Genomic DNA, 17,044 nt, shown 5'->3' with positions numbered 1-17,044 from the left:
GCCCGCACGAGAGCCGATGCCGACGTCCAACTCCCATCCGCCTCCCGCCTCCAAACGCCGTATCGCCGCCGAGCTGTGGGCGACCATCTGGCGCTACCGGGCCCGCGTCGGCGCCGCGGTGGTCCTGCTGATCCTCGCCAAGGCGGCCGCCGTCGCGGTGCCGCTCGCGCTCAAGCATGTGGTCGACCATGTCGCCCCGGTCGCGACCGGGGCCGCGGCCATGGCTGGCACCGCGATCACCATGCCGGTGTTCCTCGTGCTGGCGTATGCCGTGCTGCGGCTGCTGGGCAACGCCTTCAACGAACTGCGCGACGTGGTGTTCGCCCCGGTCACGCAACGGACCGTGGCGGCGTTCATGGAGCGCACCTTCGCACATCTGCACGCGTTGGGCGCGCGTTTCCATGCCAGGCGCGAAACCGGCGGGGTGATCCGCGACCTGGAAAAGGGCACGGCGGCGATCGGCTTCCTGCTGGGCGTGGCGGTCTTCACCATCGTGCCGACACTGATGGAGATCGGCTCGGTGCTGATCATCATCATCGCCGCATACGGCAGCACCTTCGCGCTGATCATCCTGGTGACCTTCGCCCTGTATGCCGGCTACACCGTGGCGATGACGCGGCGCCGTACCCGCGTGCAGCGCAAGGTCAACGCGGTGGAAGCGCAGACCAACAGCAAGGTGGTGGACAGCCTGCTGAACTACGACACCGTCAAGTTCTTCGCCCGCGAGCGCTTCGAGACGCGGCGCTTGTCCGGACTGCTGGAGCAGCGCGTCGAGGCAGGGGTCGAGAACCAGTACGCGCTGTCCGCGCTGCATATCGGCCAGAGCGGCTGCATCGCGCTGGGCGTCGGCGCCGTGATGCTGCTGGCCACGCAGCGCGTGGTCGAAGGCTCGCTGACCGTCGGCGATCTGGTGCTGATCAACGCGTACATCATCCAGGTGGTGCTGCCGCTGAACGCACTGGGCTTCATCTTCCGCGAGTCCAACGACGCGCTGACGCAGGTTGAACGCCTGTTCGCGCTGCTCGATGCCCATGGGCCTCCGGGCGAGGACCACGACGCGCCGGGGGCGCGTCCGCTGACGGTCACGCGCGGCGAGATCGTCTTCGACCACGTCAATTTCAGCTATGACCCGAGCCGGCAGACGCTCTGGGATGTCAGCTTTCGCATCAAGGCCGGCCAGACCGTGGCCGTGGTCGGCGGCAGCGGCTCCGGCAAGTCGACGCTGGCGCGCCTGCTGTTCCGGCTCTATCTGCCCGACAGCGGCTCGATCAGCGTCGATGGGCAGGACCTGCGGCTGGTGACGCAGCAGAGCCTGCGCGAGGTGATCGGCATCGTGCCGCAGGACACCATCCTCTTCAACGACACCATCGGCTACAACATTGGCTACGGCCGCGAAGGGGCGACCCGTGCCGATATCGTCGAGGCGGCGCGCGCGGCCCAGCTCGACACGCTGATCGACCGGCTGCCCGATACGTACGACACGCAGGTGGGCGAGCGGGGCGTGCGCCTCTCGGGCGGTGAGCGCCAGCGCGTCGCCATTGCGCGCGCGCTGCTGAAGAAGCCGCCCATCGTCGTGTTCGACGAAGCCACCTCGGCGCTCGACACCCGCTCGGAGCGTGCGATCCAGCGCGAACTGTCCGAAGTGGCCAAGGGGCGCACCGCACTGATCATCGCGCACCGGCTGTCCACCATCGCCGATGCCGACCACATCCTGGTGATGGAGCACGGCCGGGTGGTGGAGGAGGGCAATCACGACGAGCTGCTGGCGCGCGACGGCGTCTATGCGCAGATGTGGCGCCTGCAGCAGCAGCAGCGCGAACTGGAGCGCACCGAGCAGAAGCTGGCGCTGCAGCCTATCCGGCTGGAAACGCTGGTTGCCGGTGTGGTCGACGGCCTGCGCGACACGATTGCCGAGCGCCAGATCAATCTGTTCACGGTGCTGGGCGAGGCCGAGCTGCGGGTCACGGGCGATCCTGGCGTGGTGCAGAAGGGCATCTGGGACCTTTGCCAGACCATCATCGAGGACATGGAGCCGGGCGGCCGCGTGGAGCTGCGGCTGGAGCGGCAAGGCGGGGAGGCCGCCTTGTTCCTGGCCACACCCGATCGGCAGACCGCCCTGCCCGAAGTGCGCGAACTGGAGGAATGGCTGCTCGAACATGGCGTCAAGCTGAGCGCCGATCCACGCGCCCATGCATACCGGCTCGCGATGCCGCTGCGGCCGGTGCGCGAAGTGATGGCGCCCACGCCGGTGGCCGCCTCGCAGGTGCCCGAACTGCTGCCGGCGCCGGATGCGCTGGAGGGGTTGAGCATCCTGGTGCTGGACGACGACGAGCCCACCCGCGAAGTGCTGACCGTCGCGCTGGGCGATGTCGGTGCGACCGTGACCGCGTTCGCGCGCGGCGACGAGCTGCTGGCGCTGCTGTCGCGCTCCGATCCCGACGACTGGCCCAAGCTGCTGCTGTGCGACATCGCGCTGGACGACGAGGACGGCTACACCGTGCTGCGCAAGGTGCGCCGGCTCGAATCCGACCGTCATGTGCCGCTGGCAGGGCGACTCAGCGCGATTGCGCTGTCCGGCCACGCCCAGCCGCAGGACCGCATTCGCGCGATGATGGCCGGCTTCCAGGTCCACCTGTCCAAGCCCGTGCAGATCGGCGAGCTGGTCGCGGCGATCCGCGCGCTGGTCCGCCACGGGGTGCCCGATCCCGCCGTTCAGGAGCCGCCGGCATAGCGGTGGTCCGGTTTTCGTTCTCGCTTTTCCCTTTCCCTTTCCATCCACCCTTAGATTCAGAGGAGAACACTCCATGGAGCCTCGCGATTCCGTCGCGTCCACTTCCACCCGACCCGCTGCTGCCGGTAGCCGCTTCGCGGACCGTGCCAGCGCGGAGCGGGCGGTTGCCCTTGCCGCGCCCATGCTCGAAGCCGCTCTCGCGGACAAGGGCGTCGGCGAGAGCGGATTTCTGCATGTCGTCGTGATGGACCCCGCGCTGACCCCGGCCGACTGCGGCTTCGAGTCGGCGATCCTGTTCGAGTACTCCACCCCCGGACGCGAGCGCTGGGACGCCGATTACGCCTGGTATGCGCGCGAGAAGGCGCGCGTGGCATGGCGCACCGGCATGTCGACGGACCAGGTGCAGGCGCGCGCGCCGCACCTGCTGCGCGGCGAGGAGTCGTTGCTGGGCGGTGCGGTCGTACTCGATGGCATCGTCGTCGCGGTCAGCGGCGCGAATCCGTGGTTCGACGAAGCGTTCGCGCTGTCGGTGGCAAGTCTTTTGCGCGCGACGGCGCAGGAAAAGCGCCGCCAGCAGGCCTGACGCCCCATGCCGCTTCTAATTTGCCGGGCCCGTGAAACTTTTACCACTCCCGGCACAAACGCCAAGGCGCGATTGTAAGAATCTGCGAGGCGCGGCCCTCCGTTTCCAGGGAAATCAGAGGCGAAGTATGCGCCGCAGTGCTGGCATGTAATTCGCTCCCAGCCATGCCATTACGGGAGCGGAAGGGGCGCAGGGTTGGCAGGGAGGCCTTCCTTGCGTCTCTCCAATATCACGAGAGCCATCTTCACAAGAGCGCGGGCCTGCACGGCCCGCGTTCGCCTCGTGCACCGCTCCTGCGTGTTTTTGCCAACAAACCACAGGAGTCGCCATGACGGATTCGCTCGATGCCAGCCTGCAGGGGAAAACCTTCCTCGTCACCGGAGGAGGTCGCGGGCTGGGCGCCGCCATCTGCCAAAACCTGTTCGACGCAGGTGCCAGTCTCGTCGTCGCGGACGTGGATGAGTCGCTGGCCCGCGGCTGCGCCGAGAAGCTCTCCCCGAACGGCGAACGGGCCTATTCCATCGCGTTCGACGTGTCGGACCCGGCAGCGGTCCGCACCGCCTTCGAACAGGTGCGCGAGCGTAGCGGGCGCCTCGACGGCATCGTCAACAACGCGGCGATCGACATCACGCTGCCGGTCGACGAGGTCGAGACCGAAGCCTGGCACCGCGTGATGATGGTCAACCTCTACGGTCCCTATCTGATGTCGCGCGCGGTGGTGCCGATGCTCAAGGCGCAAGGCAGCGGCCATATCGTCAACATCGCTTCGACCGCCTCCAAGCGCGCCTGGCCGAATGCTTCGGCCTATCACGCCACCAAATGGGGCCTGCTCGGTTTCTCGCACGCGCTGCATGCCGAACTGCGGCCGCACGGCATCAAGGTGTCGGCCATCGTCGCCGGCGGCATGCGCACGCCGTTCCTGCTCGACCGTTTCCCCGATATCGACGAGACGAATCTGCAGGACCCGGCCAACGTTGCTCGCGCGGTGCGTTTCGTGCTGTGCCAGCCGGAGGAAACGGTGATTCCAGAAGTGATGGTGCTGCCGATGAAGGAAACTTCGTGGCCATAAACTCCACGGTGAGCGGCATCGTGCCCGGTCGGCGGACCGGGGCAGTACTGCTCGACAAGGACGGCACCATTGTCGAGGACGTGCCCTACAACGTCGATCCGGCGCAAATGCGCTTCGCCCCCGGCGCCGCCGCCGCGCTGCGCCGGCTCGGACAACTCGGCGTGCCGCTGGTGGTGGTATCCAACCAGCCCGGCGTCGCGCTGGGACGCTTCGGACCGCACGCCCTCGCGGCGGTCCGGCAACGGCTGGCCGCGATGTTCGAGGAGCAGGGCGCACGGCTGGCCGGTTTTTTCTTCTGCCCGCATCACCCGGCCGGCGCGGTGCCGCGCTTCACGCGCGAATGCGCCTGCCGCAAGCCGATGCCGGGTTTGCTGCGGCAGGCGGCGGCGCTGATGCAGTTCGACCTGCGCCAGTCCTGGATGATCGGCGACATCCTCAACGATGTGGAAGCGGGCAAGCGGGCAGGCTGCCACACCATCCTCGTCGACTGCGGCAACGAAACCGAATGGGTTCCGGGGCCGCTGCGCAAGCCCGATCATGTCGTGCGCGACCTGGACGAAGCAGCCGCCATCGTGATTCAACATTTCGGCGGCCCGTTGCCGGCCGCCGAGCGCAGCGGTATGGAGACGACATGACTACGGCATGGCGTGAAGCAAGAAAGATCCTTTGTGTGCGGCTGGACAACATGGGCGACGTACTGATGACGTCCCCCGCGATGCAGGCACTGAAGGACAGTGGGCCCAACCGTCATCTGACCCTGCTGACGTCCAGCGGCGCGGCGCCGGTCGCGAGCCACCTGCCGATGGTGGATGCGGTGCTGACCTGGGACGCCCCCTGGGTCAAGGGCACCCGTGGGCCGTTGGGGCGAGGCAGCGGCGCGACCGTGCAAAGCATGGCGCAGCGGCTGCAGGACGAGGGCTTCGATGCGGCGGTGATCTTCACCGTCTACAGCCAGAGTCCGCTGCCCGCGGCGCTGCTCTGCACGATGGCCGGCATTCCGCTGCGGCTGGCCCATTGTCGCGAAAACCCGTATCAAATGCTGAGCGACTGGGTGCCGGAGACCGAGCCGCAGCAGCAGATCCGGCATGAGGTACAGCGTCAGCTGGATCTGGTCGCCACGGTCGGTGCGACCGCCGCCGACGAGCGCATGCGCTTTCGCGTGCAGCCGCACGACCGGCGCGCGGTGCAGCGGCGTATCGACGCGCTGCGCGCCACCGCGCAGGGGCCCTGCGTGGTGATGCATGCCGGCGCCACCGCCGAATCGCGGCAGTGGCCGGCGGATCGTTTCGCGCAGGCCGCCCGGCAGCTGGCTACCGAACAGGGCGCGCTGGTGCTGCTGACCGGCGGCCAGAGCGAACAGCCGCTGGTGGAATCCGTGCGTGACGCGGCCGCCCACCCCGCGGTGGTCAGCGTGGCGGGCGAGTTGACCCTGGGCCAGATGGGGGCCCTGCTCGACGCCGCCGATCTGCTGATCTCGAACAACAGCGGCCCGGTCCATCTGGCCGCCGCGCTCGGTACCCCGGTGGTCGATCTGTATGCGCTGACCAACCCCCAGCACACGCCGTGGATGGTGCCGCATCGCACCCTCTTCGCCGACGTGCCTTGCCGCTATTGCTACAAGAGCGTCTGCCCGCAGCAGCACCATCGTTGCCTGCGGGATGTCGAGGTCGCGCAGGTCTGCGAGGCGGCCGTGGCGTTGCTGGCGGGGGCGCAGCCGGCACCGGATGCCTTGCCGGCGCTGACCCTTGCCGATGGCAGCACCATGGCCGCACCGCTGCCCAGGCCGTATGCCGACGCCGTGCCGCCGGCAACGCCGCAAGGCATGGCGGCCGACGGTGGACCAGGCCCTGCTGCATTGCTGCGTCAGCTCACGGCACCGGTTGCGGAACCGGTCGCTGGTCCCTCGGCTACCCCCGCGCTGCACGCGCCGCGATTGGCAAGCCGCTCGACGCAACCGCTGCGTGTGGCCAGCACCGTGCTGGCGAGCTGACGTTCTGCCCGTCCCGAAGCATCGAGAAGCCCGAAGCCCAATACAGAAGAGGAGCCGTCATGTACACCCTTGGAATCAATGCCGCCTACCACGACACCTCGGCATGCCTGGTTCGCGATGGCGAGGTGATTGCCGCGGCCGAGGACGAACGGTTCACCCATATCAAGCATGGCAAGCGGCCGGTGCCGTTCAGCACCTGGGAGCTGCCATTCCACGCCATCGATTACTGCCTGTCGGTGGCCGGGATCACCCTGGCCGAGGTGGACCATATCGGGTATTCCTACGACCCGGCGCTGCTGCTGGGCGAGCGGCGCGCAGAGGAGACCATCACGCTGCCCCTCGAGCCGTCGAAGCACGCGCGGCCCGGAGTGGCCGATTCCCCGTGGGACCCGCTGTTCCTGTCGTATATCGTCAATGCCCCGCGCCAGCTGGCGTCCGGCGTGCCGCACCACCTGTCGCGCCGCTTCGCCGGCGTCACCGGGGCGGAGCTGCAGCAACGCTGGCACTTCATCGAGCACCATACCGCGCATGAGGCCAGCGCCTTCCTCGCGGCGCCCTTCGAGCGCTGCGCGGTGCTGAGCATGGACGGCCGGGGCGAACGCGCCACCACCAGCTACGGCGTGTTCGACGGCCGCGAATACCGCCGCATCAAGCAGATCGACCTGCCCCATTCGCTCGGCCTGCTGTACGAGCGCGTGACCCGCCATCTGGGCTTCCTGCATTCGTCGGACGAGTACAAGGTGATGGCGCTGGCCTCGTACGGCAAACCGACCTACGCCGATGTGTTCCGCGGCATGGTGACGACCGACCGCGAGGGCGGCTACCGCGTCGCCCAGGGCGACCTGGCGCCGCTGCTGGGACCGGCACGCGAGCGGGGTGCGCCCTTCGAGCGCGAGCATTTCGATATCGCCCACTCCCTGCAGCTGGTGCTGGAGGAAACCGTGCTCAGCATGACGGCCTGGCTTGCCGCGGAAACCGGCGAGCGCAAGCTGGCGATGGCCGGCGGCGTGGCGCTGAACTGCGTGATGAACGCCCGCGTGCGGGATCAGGGCGCATTCGAGGAAGTCTGGGTGCAGCCCGCCGCGGGCGATGCCGGTACCGCGCTCGGTGCCGCCCTGTGGGTCGACTGGCAGCAGCGCGGCCGGCCCGCGCGGACCTGGTCGATGGAGCATGCCTATCTCGGTCCGGAGTACGGCGAGGCGGAGATCGCCGCCTTCCTCGACGAGGCCAAGCTGCCGTACCGCAGGCTGGACGACCTGGCCGGCGAGACCGCCGAGCTGCTGGCGCAGAACAAGATCATCGGCTGGTTCCAGGGTCGCATGGAGTTCGGTCCGCGTGCACTGGGCGGCCGCTCCATCCTCGCTTCGCCGATCGATCCGTCCATGCAGCAGCGGCTGAACCAGATCAAGGACCGCGAGGACTTCCGCCCGGTCGCGCCCGTGGTGATGGAGGAGCGCGCCTCGCAGTGGTTCAGCGCTGCACATCCCGGCAACTGGCGCGCGCCGTTCATGCTGTTCGTATTCGACGTGAAGCCCGGCTGCGAGGAGAAGATCCCGGCGGTGCGGCACGTCGACGGCACGGCGCGCGTGCAGACCGTGCGGCGCGAGCAGAACGCGGCCTACTACGATGTGCTTGCCGCCTTCGAGCAGCGCACCGGCGTGCCTATCCTGGTCAACACCTCGTTCAACACGCGTGGCGAGCCGATCGTCTGCACGCCGCGCGATGCGGTGGAGTGCTTCTGGACCTCGCCGCTCGATGCGCTGGTGATCGGACCGTTCCTGCTGGAAAAACCGGCGCGGGAGGCTGCGGATGGCCGGCAATGACAAGGCGATGGAAAGGCCGCAGGTGGTGGCGCAGGACAGTGCCGAGGAGCCGCTGGTCTCCGTGGTAATACCGACGTACCGGCGTCCCGACCTGCTGCGCCGCTGCCTGCAGGCGCTGGGCGAGCAGCAGTTCGGCACCGGTGCGTATGAGGTCATCGTTGCCGACGACGGCTGCCAGCAGGAGATCGAAGAACTGGTCGCGCGTCTGGGGCGGAGCTGGCCGCGCTGCACGCTGCGCTACGTACCCGTGCCCGACACGCAGGGCCCGGCGGCGGCGCGCAATACCGGCTGGCGGCTGGCGCGCGCCTCGGTGGTGGCCTTCACCGACGACGACACCATCCCCGATCCGAACTGGCTGCGCGAGGGCTGCCACGCCCTGGCCACCGCCCCGGAATGTTGTGCGGTGACAGGCAGGGTGGTGGTGCCGCTGCCGCAGCGGCCGACCGATCATCAGCGCGACACCGGGGGCCTGGCCACGGCGGAGTTCGTCACCGCCAATTGCTTCGTGCGCAAGGCGGCGCTGGTGCAGGTGGGCGGCTTCGACGAGCGCTTCACCCGCGCCTGGCGCGAGGATTCGGACCTGCAATTCCGCCTGTTGCAGCAGGTCGGGCCGATCGGCAACGCGCATGGGGCAGTGGTGGTGCATCCGGTGCGACCGGCCCCGTGGGGCAGCAGCATCGCGGCCCAATCGAAGGTGTTCTTCGACGCGCTGCTGTACAAGAAGCACCCGCGCTGGTACCGCGAACGCATCCGTCCGGTGCCGCCCTGGAATTATTACGTCGCGGTGCTGGCCCTGGTGGTCGCGCTGGTCGCCGGCATCGCCGGTGAGGCCCGCACGGCATGGCTGGCGCTGGCGGTGTGGGCAGGACTGACGGCATGGTTCTGCATCAAGCGGCTGCGCGGTGCGGCGCTGACGCCTTCGCACGTACTGGAGATGATCGCCACCTCCATCGTGATCCCGCCGCTTTCCCTGTACTGGCGCCTGCGCGGCGCCCTGGCCTTCAAGGTGGGCTTCCTATGACTGTTGCCTCCGCACGCCCGCGCCAGATCGCCGTATTCCGCGCGTTGCAGCTCGGCGACATGCTGGTAGCGGTGCCGGCGCTGCGCGCCTTGCGCAAGGGCGAACCCGACGCCACCATCACGCTGATCGGGCTGCCGTGGGCCGCCTCGTTTGCCGAGCGCTTCTCCGCGCTCGTCGACGACCATATGGCCTTCCCCGGCGCGCCCGGCATGCCCGAGCAGCCGGTCAACGATGCGCAGGTGGACGCCTTCTACGCCGAGGCGAGACAGCGGCAATTCGATCTGGCGATCCAGCTGCATGGCAGCGGCCAGCTGACCAACGGGATCGTGCGGCGCCTGGGGGCGCGGGCGATGGCGGGCTTTCGCCCGGCCGGCAGCCCGGCACCGTCGATGCCGCCGGCTGGGCCGGGCGAGGCACCGGACGATCCGTACCGCGACATGCCTACCGTCACGTCGCTGGCCGCGCACCGGCCGCGCGAAACGCTGATCGAATGGCCGGAAGGCAATGAGGTGGAACGTCTCGCCGCGCTGCCGGCGGCGCTCGGCTATCCGGTGGACGGCTTGCATCTGGATTTCCCGCTATCGGCAACCGACCTCGCCGGCTTTCATCTGCTCGCCCATCTGCATGGCCTGCAGCCGGGCAACTACATCTGCGTGCACCCCGGTGCCCGCATGCAGTCGCGGCGCTGGCCGATCGAACGCTTTGCCGCCGCGGCCGCCGCGCTGGCCAAGGACTGGAAGGTGGTCGTGACCGGCACGCCCGACGAAGCGGAGCTGGCGGAGCGCCTTTGCCAGGGACTGGGCCCGCGCGCGGTCAATCTGTGCGGCCGCACCGACCTGGGCACCATGGCGGCGGTGGTGCGGCACGCCCGGCTGCTGCTGTGCAACGACACCGGGGCCTCGCACATCGCCGCGGCGATGCGCACGCCGAGCGTGGTGGTGTCCTGCGGCAGCGACAGCGCACGCTGGGCGCCGCTCGATGCCAGCCTGCACAAGGTCCTCGCCGACTATCCTGAATGCCGGCCCTGCATGCACGTGGTCTGCCCCATCGGCCACGTCTGCGCGCGCGGCATCGGCGTCGAGCAGGTGGTCACCACCGCGATGGCGCTGGCCAGTGCGCCCCAATCGAAACCTGTCACCGAGGAAATGAGCCATGCCTGAGCGCTTGCGCATTCTCACATGGCACGTCCATGGCAATTACCTGTACTACCTGTCGCAGATCCCGCATGACCTGTATCTGGTCACCAAGCCGGGACATCCGCCGGGCTACGCCGGCGCGGTGGGCGCGCTGCCCTGGGGCGCCAACGTGCACGAGGTCCCCTACGACGAGGTGCCGAACACCGAGTTCGACTGCGTGCTGTACCAGCACCAACGGCACTGGGACAGCGATCGCCTGGAGCTGCTGACGGAAACCCAGCGGCGTCTGCCCACCATCTTCCTGGAGCACGATCCGCCGCAACAGCATCCCACCGCGACCGTCCATCCGGTTCAGGATCCGAACGTGCTGCTGGTGCATGTGACGCCCTTCAATGCCCTGATGTGGGACAGCGGCGTGACGCCGTCCCGGGTGATCGAGCATGGCGTGCTGGTCGATCCGAATGTCCGCTACAGCGGCGAGCTCGAGCGCGGCATCTGCGTGGTCAACAACCTGCAGCGGCGCGGCCGGCGGCTGGGCGCCGACGTGTTCGCGCAGATGCGCGATCAGCTGCCGCTCGACCTGGTCGGCATGGCAGCGGAGGAAGCGGGCGGCCTGGGGGAAGTGCCCAACCCGGAACTGGCCGCGTTTTGCGCACGCTACCGCTTCTTCTTCAATCCGATTCGCTACACCAGCCTGGGGCTGGCGGTGGTCGAGGCGATGGCGATCGGCATGCCGATCGTCGGGCTGGCGACCACCGAGATGTCCTCGGTCATTCGCAACGAGTGCAACGGCTACGTCGACACGCGGCCGGAACGGCTGGTCGACGTCATGCGCCAGCTGCTGGCCGACCCGGGGCTGGCGATGCGCTGGGGCCAGCGCGCCCGCGCGACGGCGATGGAGCGCTTCGGCATCGAGCGCTTCGTCGACGACTGGTGCCGCACGCTGCGGACCTTCGCGGCCTGAGGGGACTCAGCGCGGCTGCGGCGGACCCAGGTACCGCCGCAGCGCCTGCACCGTGGGCGGAATGACCGCTCGCTCGCGCAGGATCCACGGCAGGCCGCGCACGGTATCGAGGCAGCCGATGAGGCCGCCCTCGCGCATCAGCGCCGGCAGCGTGCGCAGGCTTTCCGCCAGTGCCGCCGACGCCGGCAGGCGCAGCCACGCCGACCAGATCGCGTTGCGCGCCAGCAGCCGGCGCCGCAGCCGGTGGGCGCGCACCGGGCAGGGCTGATGGTAGGCCACCAGCTCCGGACAATAGACCAGCCGCCAGCCCAGCGCCGACAGGTCCAATGCCAGCAGCGTTTCCTCGCCGCCGATGAACAGCCGCGGATGATAGCCGCCGGCGCTGCGGTAGGCCTGGGTGCGGAACACGCTGGCGCCGGCCAGCAGGCCAAGGATCGCCTTGCCCGGCAGGCCGGCCGACGGAATCGGGCTGTCGGCCATCACGTGGCTGATGCCATCGGTTTCCGGCTCGCGGCCTTCCCGGACCACCATCAGCCGTGCCGTCAGCGACGCGACGTCATGATGCCGGTCCAGCATGTCCGCCGCCAGCGTCAGGGCGCCGGGGTGCCACCAGGTATCGTCGTCGCAGAAGGCCACGTAAGGCGTGCGCGCCCAATCGACGCCGACGTTGCGCGCCGCCGCGCCGATATTGTCGGGCAGGCGCAGTAGCGTGGCTTCGGGAAACTCCGCACGCACCATGTCGGCGGTGCCGTCGGACGAGCCGTTGTCCACCACGGCGATCGGCACGCGCTCGGGTAGTTCGACCAGCCGCCGCAGCGTGCCGCGTAGCCAGTTGCAGCGGTTGTAGGTCAGGACCACCACGCTGACGCGCGGCTCGTGCCGGCGCCGCCCGTCGCTGCCGCTCGCGCTCACACGCGATCCTCGCTGGTGCAGGCGGCCGCGGCCGGCGCATTGCCGCCGCTGCCCGTTTCCCATTGCCAGTACCGCTCCGGCGCGCTCAGGTCGCTGATGGTGGCGGAGTCGAACATGGCAAGCTGGCTCGCGTAGGCATTGCAGGCCCTCGCTTTGGTCGCCGTGTGCTCGCCGATGGCTAGGTCCACGGGCGTGGAAACCATGCCGGCATCGTGCCAGCGCGCCAGCAACTGGTGCAGCATGCCCGGCTTGCGCCGGTAGATCGCTTCCTCGTAGAAGAGCCAGGGCGGGCCGCCGTGATCGCGTTCGCGCCACAGCTTTGCGCAGGCCTCGTGCACCAGCACATGGTCCGAGTGATAGAGCCCGCAGGGCGCCACCACGGCGCAGGCGTTGTTCAGCGCGATCGCTGGCGCGAGGCGGGCCGCGATCTCGTCGGCCGTATGCTTCGATTCATACTGTGCATCGAGCAGGTCGAGCCAGATCGGCCGGGCGCCGAGTTCCGCCAGCGCCGCGCGGTCCTCGTCGCGACGCGCGAGCATCGCCTGCGCCGCGGTATCGAAACCCGCCACCTTGTCCCAGTCGGGCGCGGGCATATCGAAGGACGGAATGCCCGCGAACACGGTGACGACCACCGAGCCCGGACACGCGGCAAGCAGGTTGCCGCAGCTGAACACCGCATCGTCCAGATGCGGCGAGATGACGACAAGGGGTACCGATACCGAAAGAGACATGAGGTCAGTCCGAATCTGTCTGCAAGTCGTTGCTTTTGCAAGGTCCGCGCCATCGCTCCGGCCCGTTGGGGGAGGCCTCGCTGCGAGGCCGGCCAAACGCATCCTCCGCCCAGTAGATCCGGCACGGCGCGCGTTGCACCGGCATGCCGCCACGCGCCGCACGCATCGCGGTCGCACGGCGCCGATGCCATTCGATGCGGTAGATCAGGAAGGTCACGGTAGCGGTCATGCGCTGCTCCCCGGGCAGTGTCGACAGTGCCGCACCGGTTCCCGGGGATGGTCTGGATCAGCCTCGCACGGCGGCCGGCACCACGCCAGCCGGTACCACCACCGCACCGGCCTGGCTGGCCACGGCGCTGTTCCGGCGCGAGCCGGCCGCCTTCGCTGCGGTGGGAGCAGGCGTGGCGGCATCGTTGACCGCCGCCGGCACCGTGCCTTCGTCCCGCATCCGCTGGGCGAAGTACGCGACGGTGCGGCGCAGGCCTTCGTCCAGGTCCACCGTCGGCGCCCACTGCAGCAGCTCGGCGGCGCGGGCGATGTCCGGGCAGCGCTGGCGCGGATCGTCGGACGGCAGCGGACGCATCACGATGGGTGAGCGCGACCCGGTTGCCGCCAGCACCTTGCGGGCGATATCGAGCATCGACACCTCACAGGGATTGCCCAGGTTGACCGGCATGCTGTGATCGCCCTCCGCCTCCATCAGCCGGATCAACCCGTCGATCAGGTCGTCCACATAGCAGAACGAGCGGGTCTGCGAGCCGTCGCCGTAGACCGTCAGCGGCTGCCCCGACAGGGCCTGCGTGATGAAGTTGGAGACGACCCGTCCATCGGCCGGATGCATGCGCGGCCCATAGGTATTGAAGATGCGGGCGATACGCACGTCGACCCGATGCTGCCGGTGATAGTCCATGAACAGCGTCTCGGCGCAGCGCTTGCCCTCGTCGTAGCAGGAGCGCAGGCCGATCGGATTGACGTGGCCCCAGTAGGACTCCTGCTGCGGATGGCAGGCCGGATCGCCATAGACCTCGCTGGTGGACGCCTGCAGGATGCGCGCCTTGACGCGCTTGGCCAGGCCCAGCATGTTGATCGCGCCGTGCACGCTGGTCTTGGTGGTCTGCACCGGATCGCTCTGGTAGTGCACGGGCGAAGCGGGGCACGCCAGGTTGTAGATCTGGTCCACCTCCACATACAGCGGGAAGGTGACGTCATGCCGCATCAGCTCGAAGTTGGGCTCGCGCAGCAGATGGGCGATGTTGTCCTTGCTGCCGGTATAGAAGTTGTCGACGCAGAGCACGTCGTGGCCGGCCTGCACCAGCCGGTCGCACAGATGCGAGCCGAGAAAGCCGGCTCCCCCGGTGACGAGCACCCGGCGACGGTGAGCTTCCTTCATCGTGATCCTCCCGCGCTCAGGCCGCGACTTGCGCGGCAACCGGCGCCTGCTGCACCGTTTCCGTCGCCGGCACGTTCGCCACCCGGCTATAGACGCTTTCCATCCGCGCCGCGACACCGGCCCAGGTGAAGTGGGTGTCGGCGCGGCGCCGTCCGGCCGCGCCCATCCGCTCGGCCAGGATCGGATCGCAGGCCAGGCGTGCCAGCCGTGCCGCGAGGGCTGCCGGGTCGCGCGGCGGCACCAGGTAGCCGGTGCGCCCGTTCAGCACGGTGCTGCGGATGCCGCCGACCGATGCTCCCACCACGGGCACGCCGCAGGCCATCGCTTCGACCGGCGTGATGCCGAACGGCTCGTACCACGGCGTGGTGACGAAGACGTTGGCGGCACTGTAGAACAGGCGCAGCTGGTCGCGGCCGCGGCGGCCGACGAAGGTGACCAGGTCGCTGACGCCTTCCTCGGCCGCGATCTTCTGCAGCCGGCCGATCTCGGGCGTCGCCGCCGGGCTGGGCTGATCGGAATTGCCGCCCACGATATAGAGGCGGGCGCGGATGCCGTAGGCGCGCCGCAGTTCGCCGATTGCCCGCACGACGTTGTCGATGCCCTTGCGCGGCACCATCCGGCCCAGTTGCAGCACCGAGAACTCCCCCGGCACCCATCCCAGCGCCCTGCGCGCTTCCGCGCGAGGAACAGGGGTGAACTCGTCGCCGTCGAACCCGCACGGGACGGTCTCGATCGAGGACGGATTGGCGTCGTAGAGCCGGATCAGGTCGTGCCGATCCTGCGGGCATTCGGCCACGATGCAGTCCGATTCGCGCACCAGCTGCTCCTCGATGGCGAAGCGGCTGTCGGGAAAGCCGTCCGCGGTGCCCTGGTGCAGGCGCCGCACTTTGCCTAGCGCATGAAAGGTGGTGACCAGCGGGATGCCCAGCGATTGCTTCGCACGCAGCGCGGCCAGGCCCGACATGAAGAAGTTGGCATGCATCACCATATAGCCGGCGCGCTCGTTGGCCATGAACTGGGTCATGTAGTCGCCGAACGCATTCATATAGGGAAGCAGCTGTTCCTTCGGCACATGCACGGCGGGGCCGGCGGGAACGTGGACCACGCGGACGTTGGGCGCCATCGCCACCGTGTCGGGCAGCAGCCCTTTGTCACGTCGAGTGAACACGTCGACCGGATACCCTCGCTTGCCAAGATGCCGGGCGAGTTGCGCTACATAAATGTTCTGCCCGCCACTGTCTACACTGCCTGGTCCGGCCAGTGGGGAGGCGTGTTCACTGATCAACGCGATCCTGCGCATGGTTTGGCTCCCGGTTGTACGCGCCGCGGCCACGTTGCCGCGGTCGACTCGCTTGTAAAACCGGGAAGGTTGCAGCTTGCATGCCAGCAAGCGTCTTCTCAGGCTGTTGAAGAGGAGAAGCGTTATAACGCTTCTCCCTTGGTTCCCTTCCGCAGGAAAAAAATTTCCTCTCCGGCGGCGCCCACGGCGATAGCGACGATGGCGAAATTGCACCGTTTTGTAATTGGGGGACCGGCGCCGCGTCGGGGGCGCATTGGCGGCATGGTCTTTGCGACGCCCTGCACGCCGCCGCTGCCAGGGCCCGAAGGCTGGCGGCCGCGCGCCGTCGCCGGCGGTGCGCGCTACAACTGACGCGGGCCCGGGAGCGCAAGATGAAATCGACATTGAAGAAACTGGATTCGCAAGTCATGGTGATCACCGGCGCAACGAGCGGTGTCGGCCTGCTGACGGCACGGCGGGCGGCGCAGCGCGGCGCAAAGCTGGTACTTGCCGCGCGCAGCGCCGAGGTCCTGCACCGCCTGGCCGAGGAACTGCGCGAGAGCGGGGCGGAAGTCATCACCGTTGCCGCCGACGTGGGCAATCTGGACGAGGTGAAGGCGTTGGCGCAGGCGGCCATCGAGCGCTTCGGCGGCTTCGACACCTGGGTGAACAATGCGGGCGTTACGGTCTACGGGCGCCACAGTGAAGTGCCGGTCGAAGACCAGCGCAAGCTGTTCGACACCAATTACTGGGGCACGGTGCACGGCTCGCTGGTCGCGGCCGCCCACCTGCGCGAACGCGGCGGCGCGATCATCAACATCGGCAGCGAAGCGTCGGACGTGCCGCTGCCGCTGCAAAGCGCCTATGCCGCCTCCAAGCACGCGGTGAAGGGCTTCACCGATTCGCTGCGGCTCGAACTGGAGCAGGAGCGCGCGCCCATTTCGGTCACGCTGATCAAGCCGGCGGCGCTGGATACTCCGTTCGCCGCGCATGCGAAGAACTATCTGGAGGTCGAGCCGGACCTGCCACCGCCGGTCTACGATCCCGAGCTGGCCGCCGAAGCCATCCTGTATGCCGCCGAGCATCCGCGCCGCGACATGTTCGTCGGTGCCGCTTCCAAGGCGATGTCGTCGATGGCTTACCACATGCCTGGCGTGTACGACCGCGTGATGCGCCGCTTCCTGGGCCGCGCGCAGCGCACCAATCAGCCGGCCGGGCCGCTGGAGAACAACGCGCTGTACAACGCCACCAACGACCTGGTGGACCGGCAGGGGCGGCCGCACGTCGTCAAGGCCTGCGCCTATAGCGCCAGTACCCGCCACCCGGTGGCGACCGGCGCGATGCTGATCGGTGCCTCGCTCGGCATCGCCGCCGCGTTGACGATGCGGCGCGGCCGTCTGCGCTGATGCTGCCGT

The 17,044-nt window shown here is 68.7% G+C and carries 14 protein-coding genes; 10 read left to right on the top strand and 4 right to left on the bottom strand.

Annotated features, from left to right (window positions below):
• Window positions 1–16: 16 nt before the first annotated feature.
• The 9 genes from K6V06_RS03630 (at window position 17) to K6V06_RS03590 (ending at window position 11,317) form a co-directional block, all read left to right on the top strand.
• Window positions 17–2,731, top strand: a complete 2,715-nt coding sequence (locus tag K6V06_RS03630; RefSeq protein ID WP_222240207.1) for an ABC transporter transmembrane domain-containing protein — start codon at window positions 17–19, stop codon at window positions 2,729–2,731.
• A gap of 73 nt (window positions 2,732–2,804) precedes the next feature.
• Window positions 2,805–3,314: a heme-binding protein gene (locus K6V06_RS03625; RefSeq protein WP_222240206.1), complete on the top strand. Its 510-nt coding sequence runs from the start codon at window positions 2,805–2,807 to the stop codon at window positions 3,312–3,314.
• A 328-nt stretch (window positions 3,315–3,642) separates the two neighbouring features.
• A complete protein-coding gene (locus K6V06_RS03620) occupies window positions 3,643–4,383 on the top strand; it encodes an SDR family oxidoreductase (protein WP_222240205.1) in 741 nt (246 codons plus the stop codon).
• Complete coding sequence (locus K6V06_RS03615; protein WP_370637384.1) at window positions 4,380–5,018, top strand: D-glycero-alpha-D-manno-heptose-1,7-bisphosphate 7-phosphatase; 639 nt, start codon at window positions 4,380–4,382, stop codon at window positions 5,016–5,018. The genes K6V06_RS03620 and K6V06_RS03615 overlap by 4 nt, the downstream gene beginning before the upstream one ends.
• Window positions 5,015–6,373 carry a lipopolysaccharide heptosyltransferase II gene (gene waaF / locus K6V06_RS03610; protein ID WP_222240204.1) on the top strand — a complete coding sequence of 453 codons (1,359 nt, stop codon included), beginning with the start codon at window positions 5,015–5,017 and terminating at the stop codon, window positions 6,371–6,373. Before K6V06_RS03615 ends, waaF begins: the two co-directional genes overlap by 4 nt.
• Before the next feature lie 59 nt (window positions 6,374–6,432).
• Window positions 6,433–8,196 (top strand): carbamoyltransferase C-terminal domain-containing protein, encoded by a 1,764-nt coding sequence (locus K6V06_RS03605; RefSeq protein WP_222240203.1) that lies wholly within the window; start codon window positions 6,433–6,435, stop codon window positions 8,194–8,196.
• Between the two features lie 7 nt (window positions 8,197–8,203).
• A complete protein-coding gene (locus tag K6V06_RS03600) occupies window positions 8,204–9,217 on the top strand; it encodes a glycosyltransferase family 2 protein (RefSeq protein ID WP_222240202.1) in 1,014 nt (337 codons plus the stop codon).
• On the top strand, window positions 9,214–10,377 hold the full coding sequence (locus K6V06_RS03595) for a glycosyltransferase family 9 protein (RefSeq protein WP_222240201.1): 1,164 nt from the start codon (window positions 9,214–9,216) through the stop codon (window positions 10,375–10,377). The genes K6V06_RS03600 and K6V06_RS03595 overlap by 4 nt, the downstream gene beginning before the upstream one ends.
• Window positions 10,370–11,317, top strand: a complete 948-nt coding sequence (locus tag K6V06_RS03590) for a glycosyltransferase family 4 protein (RefSeq protein ID WP_222240200.1) — start codon at window positions 10,370–10,372, stop codon at window positions 11,315–11,317. The genes K6V06_RS03595 and K6V06_RS03590 overlap by 8 nt, the downstream gene beginning before the upstream one ends.
• 6 nt (window positions 11,318–11,323) lie before the next feature.
• Here K6V06_RS03590 and K6V06_RS03585 read toward each other — a convergent pair whose 3' ends face one another.
• The 4 genes from K6V06_RS03585 to K6V06_RS03570 form a co-directional block, all read right to left on the bottom strand.
• Window positions 11,324–12,229, bottom strand: coding sequence for a glycosyltransferase family 2 protein (locus K6V06_RS03585; RefSeq protein WP_370637375.1), 906 nt, complete (start codon window positions 12,227–12,229; stop codon window positions 11,324–11,326).
• Window positions 12,226–12,960, bottom strand: coding sequence for a PIG-L deacetylase family protein (locus K6V06_RS03580; RefSeq protein WP_222240198.1), 735 nt, complete (start codon window positions 12,958–12,960; stop codon window positions 12,226–12,228). Before K6V06_RS03580 ends, K6V06_RS03585 begins: the two co-directional genes overlap by 4 nt.
• 286 nt (window positions 12,961–13,246) lie before the next feature.
• Window positions 13,247–14,350 (bottom strand): UDP-glucuronic acid decarboxylase family protein, encoded by a 1,104-nt coding sequence (locus K6V06_RS03575; protein ID WP_222240197.1) that lies wholly within the window; start codon window positions 14,348–14,350, stop codon window positions 13,247–13,249.
• A 16-nt stretch (window positions 14,351–14,366) separates the two neighbouring features.
• Window positions 14,367–15,650 carry a glycosyltransferase family 1 protein gene (locus K6V06_RS03570; RefSeq protein WP_222240196.1) on the bottom strand — a complete coding sequence of 428 codons (1,284 nt, stop codon included), beginning with the start codon at window positions 15,648–15,650 and terminating at the stop codon, window positions 14,367–14,369.
• A 371-nt stretch (window positions 15,651–16,021) separates the two neighbouring features.
• Here K6V06_RS03570 and K6V06_RS03565 point away from each other — a divergent pair, with 371 nt between their 5' ends.
• Window positions 16,022–17,035, top strand: a complete 1,014-nt coding sequence (locus K6V06_RS03565) for an SDR family oxidoreductase (RefSeq protein ID WP_222240195.1) — start codon at window positions 16,022–16,024, stop codon at window positions 17,033–17,035.
• Window positions 17,036–17,044: the final 9 nt, after the last annotated feature.

This window comes from Cupriavidus sp. AU9028 (assembly GCF_019795295.1).
GTDB lineage: Bacteria > Pseudomonadota > Gammaproteobacteria > Burkholderiales > Burkholderiaceae > Cupriavidus.
The sequence above is the reverse complement of the archived record's forward strand: the minus strand, read 5'-3'. Positions and strand labels throughout refer to the sequence as shown.

Excerpts from the sequence above, each read along its gene's own strand:
- K6V06_RS03630 (WP_222240207.1), top strand. The coding sequence starts at position 17 with ATGCCGACGTCCAACTCCCATCCGCCTCCCGCCTCCAAACGCCGTATC.
- waaF (WP_222240204.1), top strand. The coding sequence starts at position 5,015 with ATGACTACGGCATGGCGTGAAGCAAGAAAGATCCTTTGTGTGCGGCTG.
- K6V06_RS03590 (WP_222240200.1), top strand. The coding sequence starts at position 10,370 with ATGCCTGAGCGCTTGCGCATTCTCACATGGCACGTCCATGGCAATTAC.
- K6V06_RS03575 (WP_222240197.1), bottom strand. The coding sequence starts at position 14,350 with ATGAAGGAAGCTCACCGTCGCCGGGTGCTCGTCACCGGGGGAGCCGGC.
- K6V06_RS03570 (WP_222240196.1), bottom strand. The coding sequence starts at position 15,650 with ATGCGCAGGATCGCGTTGATCAGTGAACACGCCTCCCCACTGGCCGGA.
- K6V06_RS03600 (WP_222240202.1), top strand. The coding sequence starts at position 8,204 with ATGGAAAGGCCGCAGGTGGTGGCGCAGGACAGTGCCGAGGAGCCGCTG.
- K6V06_RS03620 (WP_222240205.1), top strand. The coding sequence starts at position 3,643 with ATGACGGATTCGCTCGATGCCAGCCTGCAGGGGAAAACCTTCCTCGTC.
- K6V06_RS03565 (WP_222240195.1), top strand. The coding sequence starts at position 16,022 with ATGAAATCGACATTGAAGAAACTGGATTCGCAAGTCATGGTGATCACC.
- K6V06_RS03580 (WP_222240198.1), bottom strand. The coding sequence starts at position 12,960 with ATGTCTCTTTCGGTATCGGTACCCCTTGTCGTCATCTCGCCGCATCTG.
- K6V06_RS03625 (WP_222240206.1), top strand. The coding sequence starts at position 2,805 with ATGGAGCCTCGCGATTCCGTCGCGTCCACTTCCACCCGACCCGCTGCT.
- K6V06_RS03595 (WP_222240201.1), top strand. The coding sequence starts at position 9,214 with ATGACTGTTGCCTCCGCACGCCCGCGCCAGATCGCCGTATTCCGCGCG.
- K6V06_RS03605 (WP_222240203.1), top strand. The coding sequence starts at position 6,433 with ATGTACACCCTTGGAATCAATGCCGCCTACCACGACACCTCGGCATGC.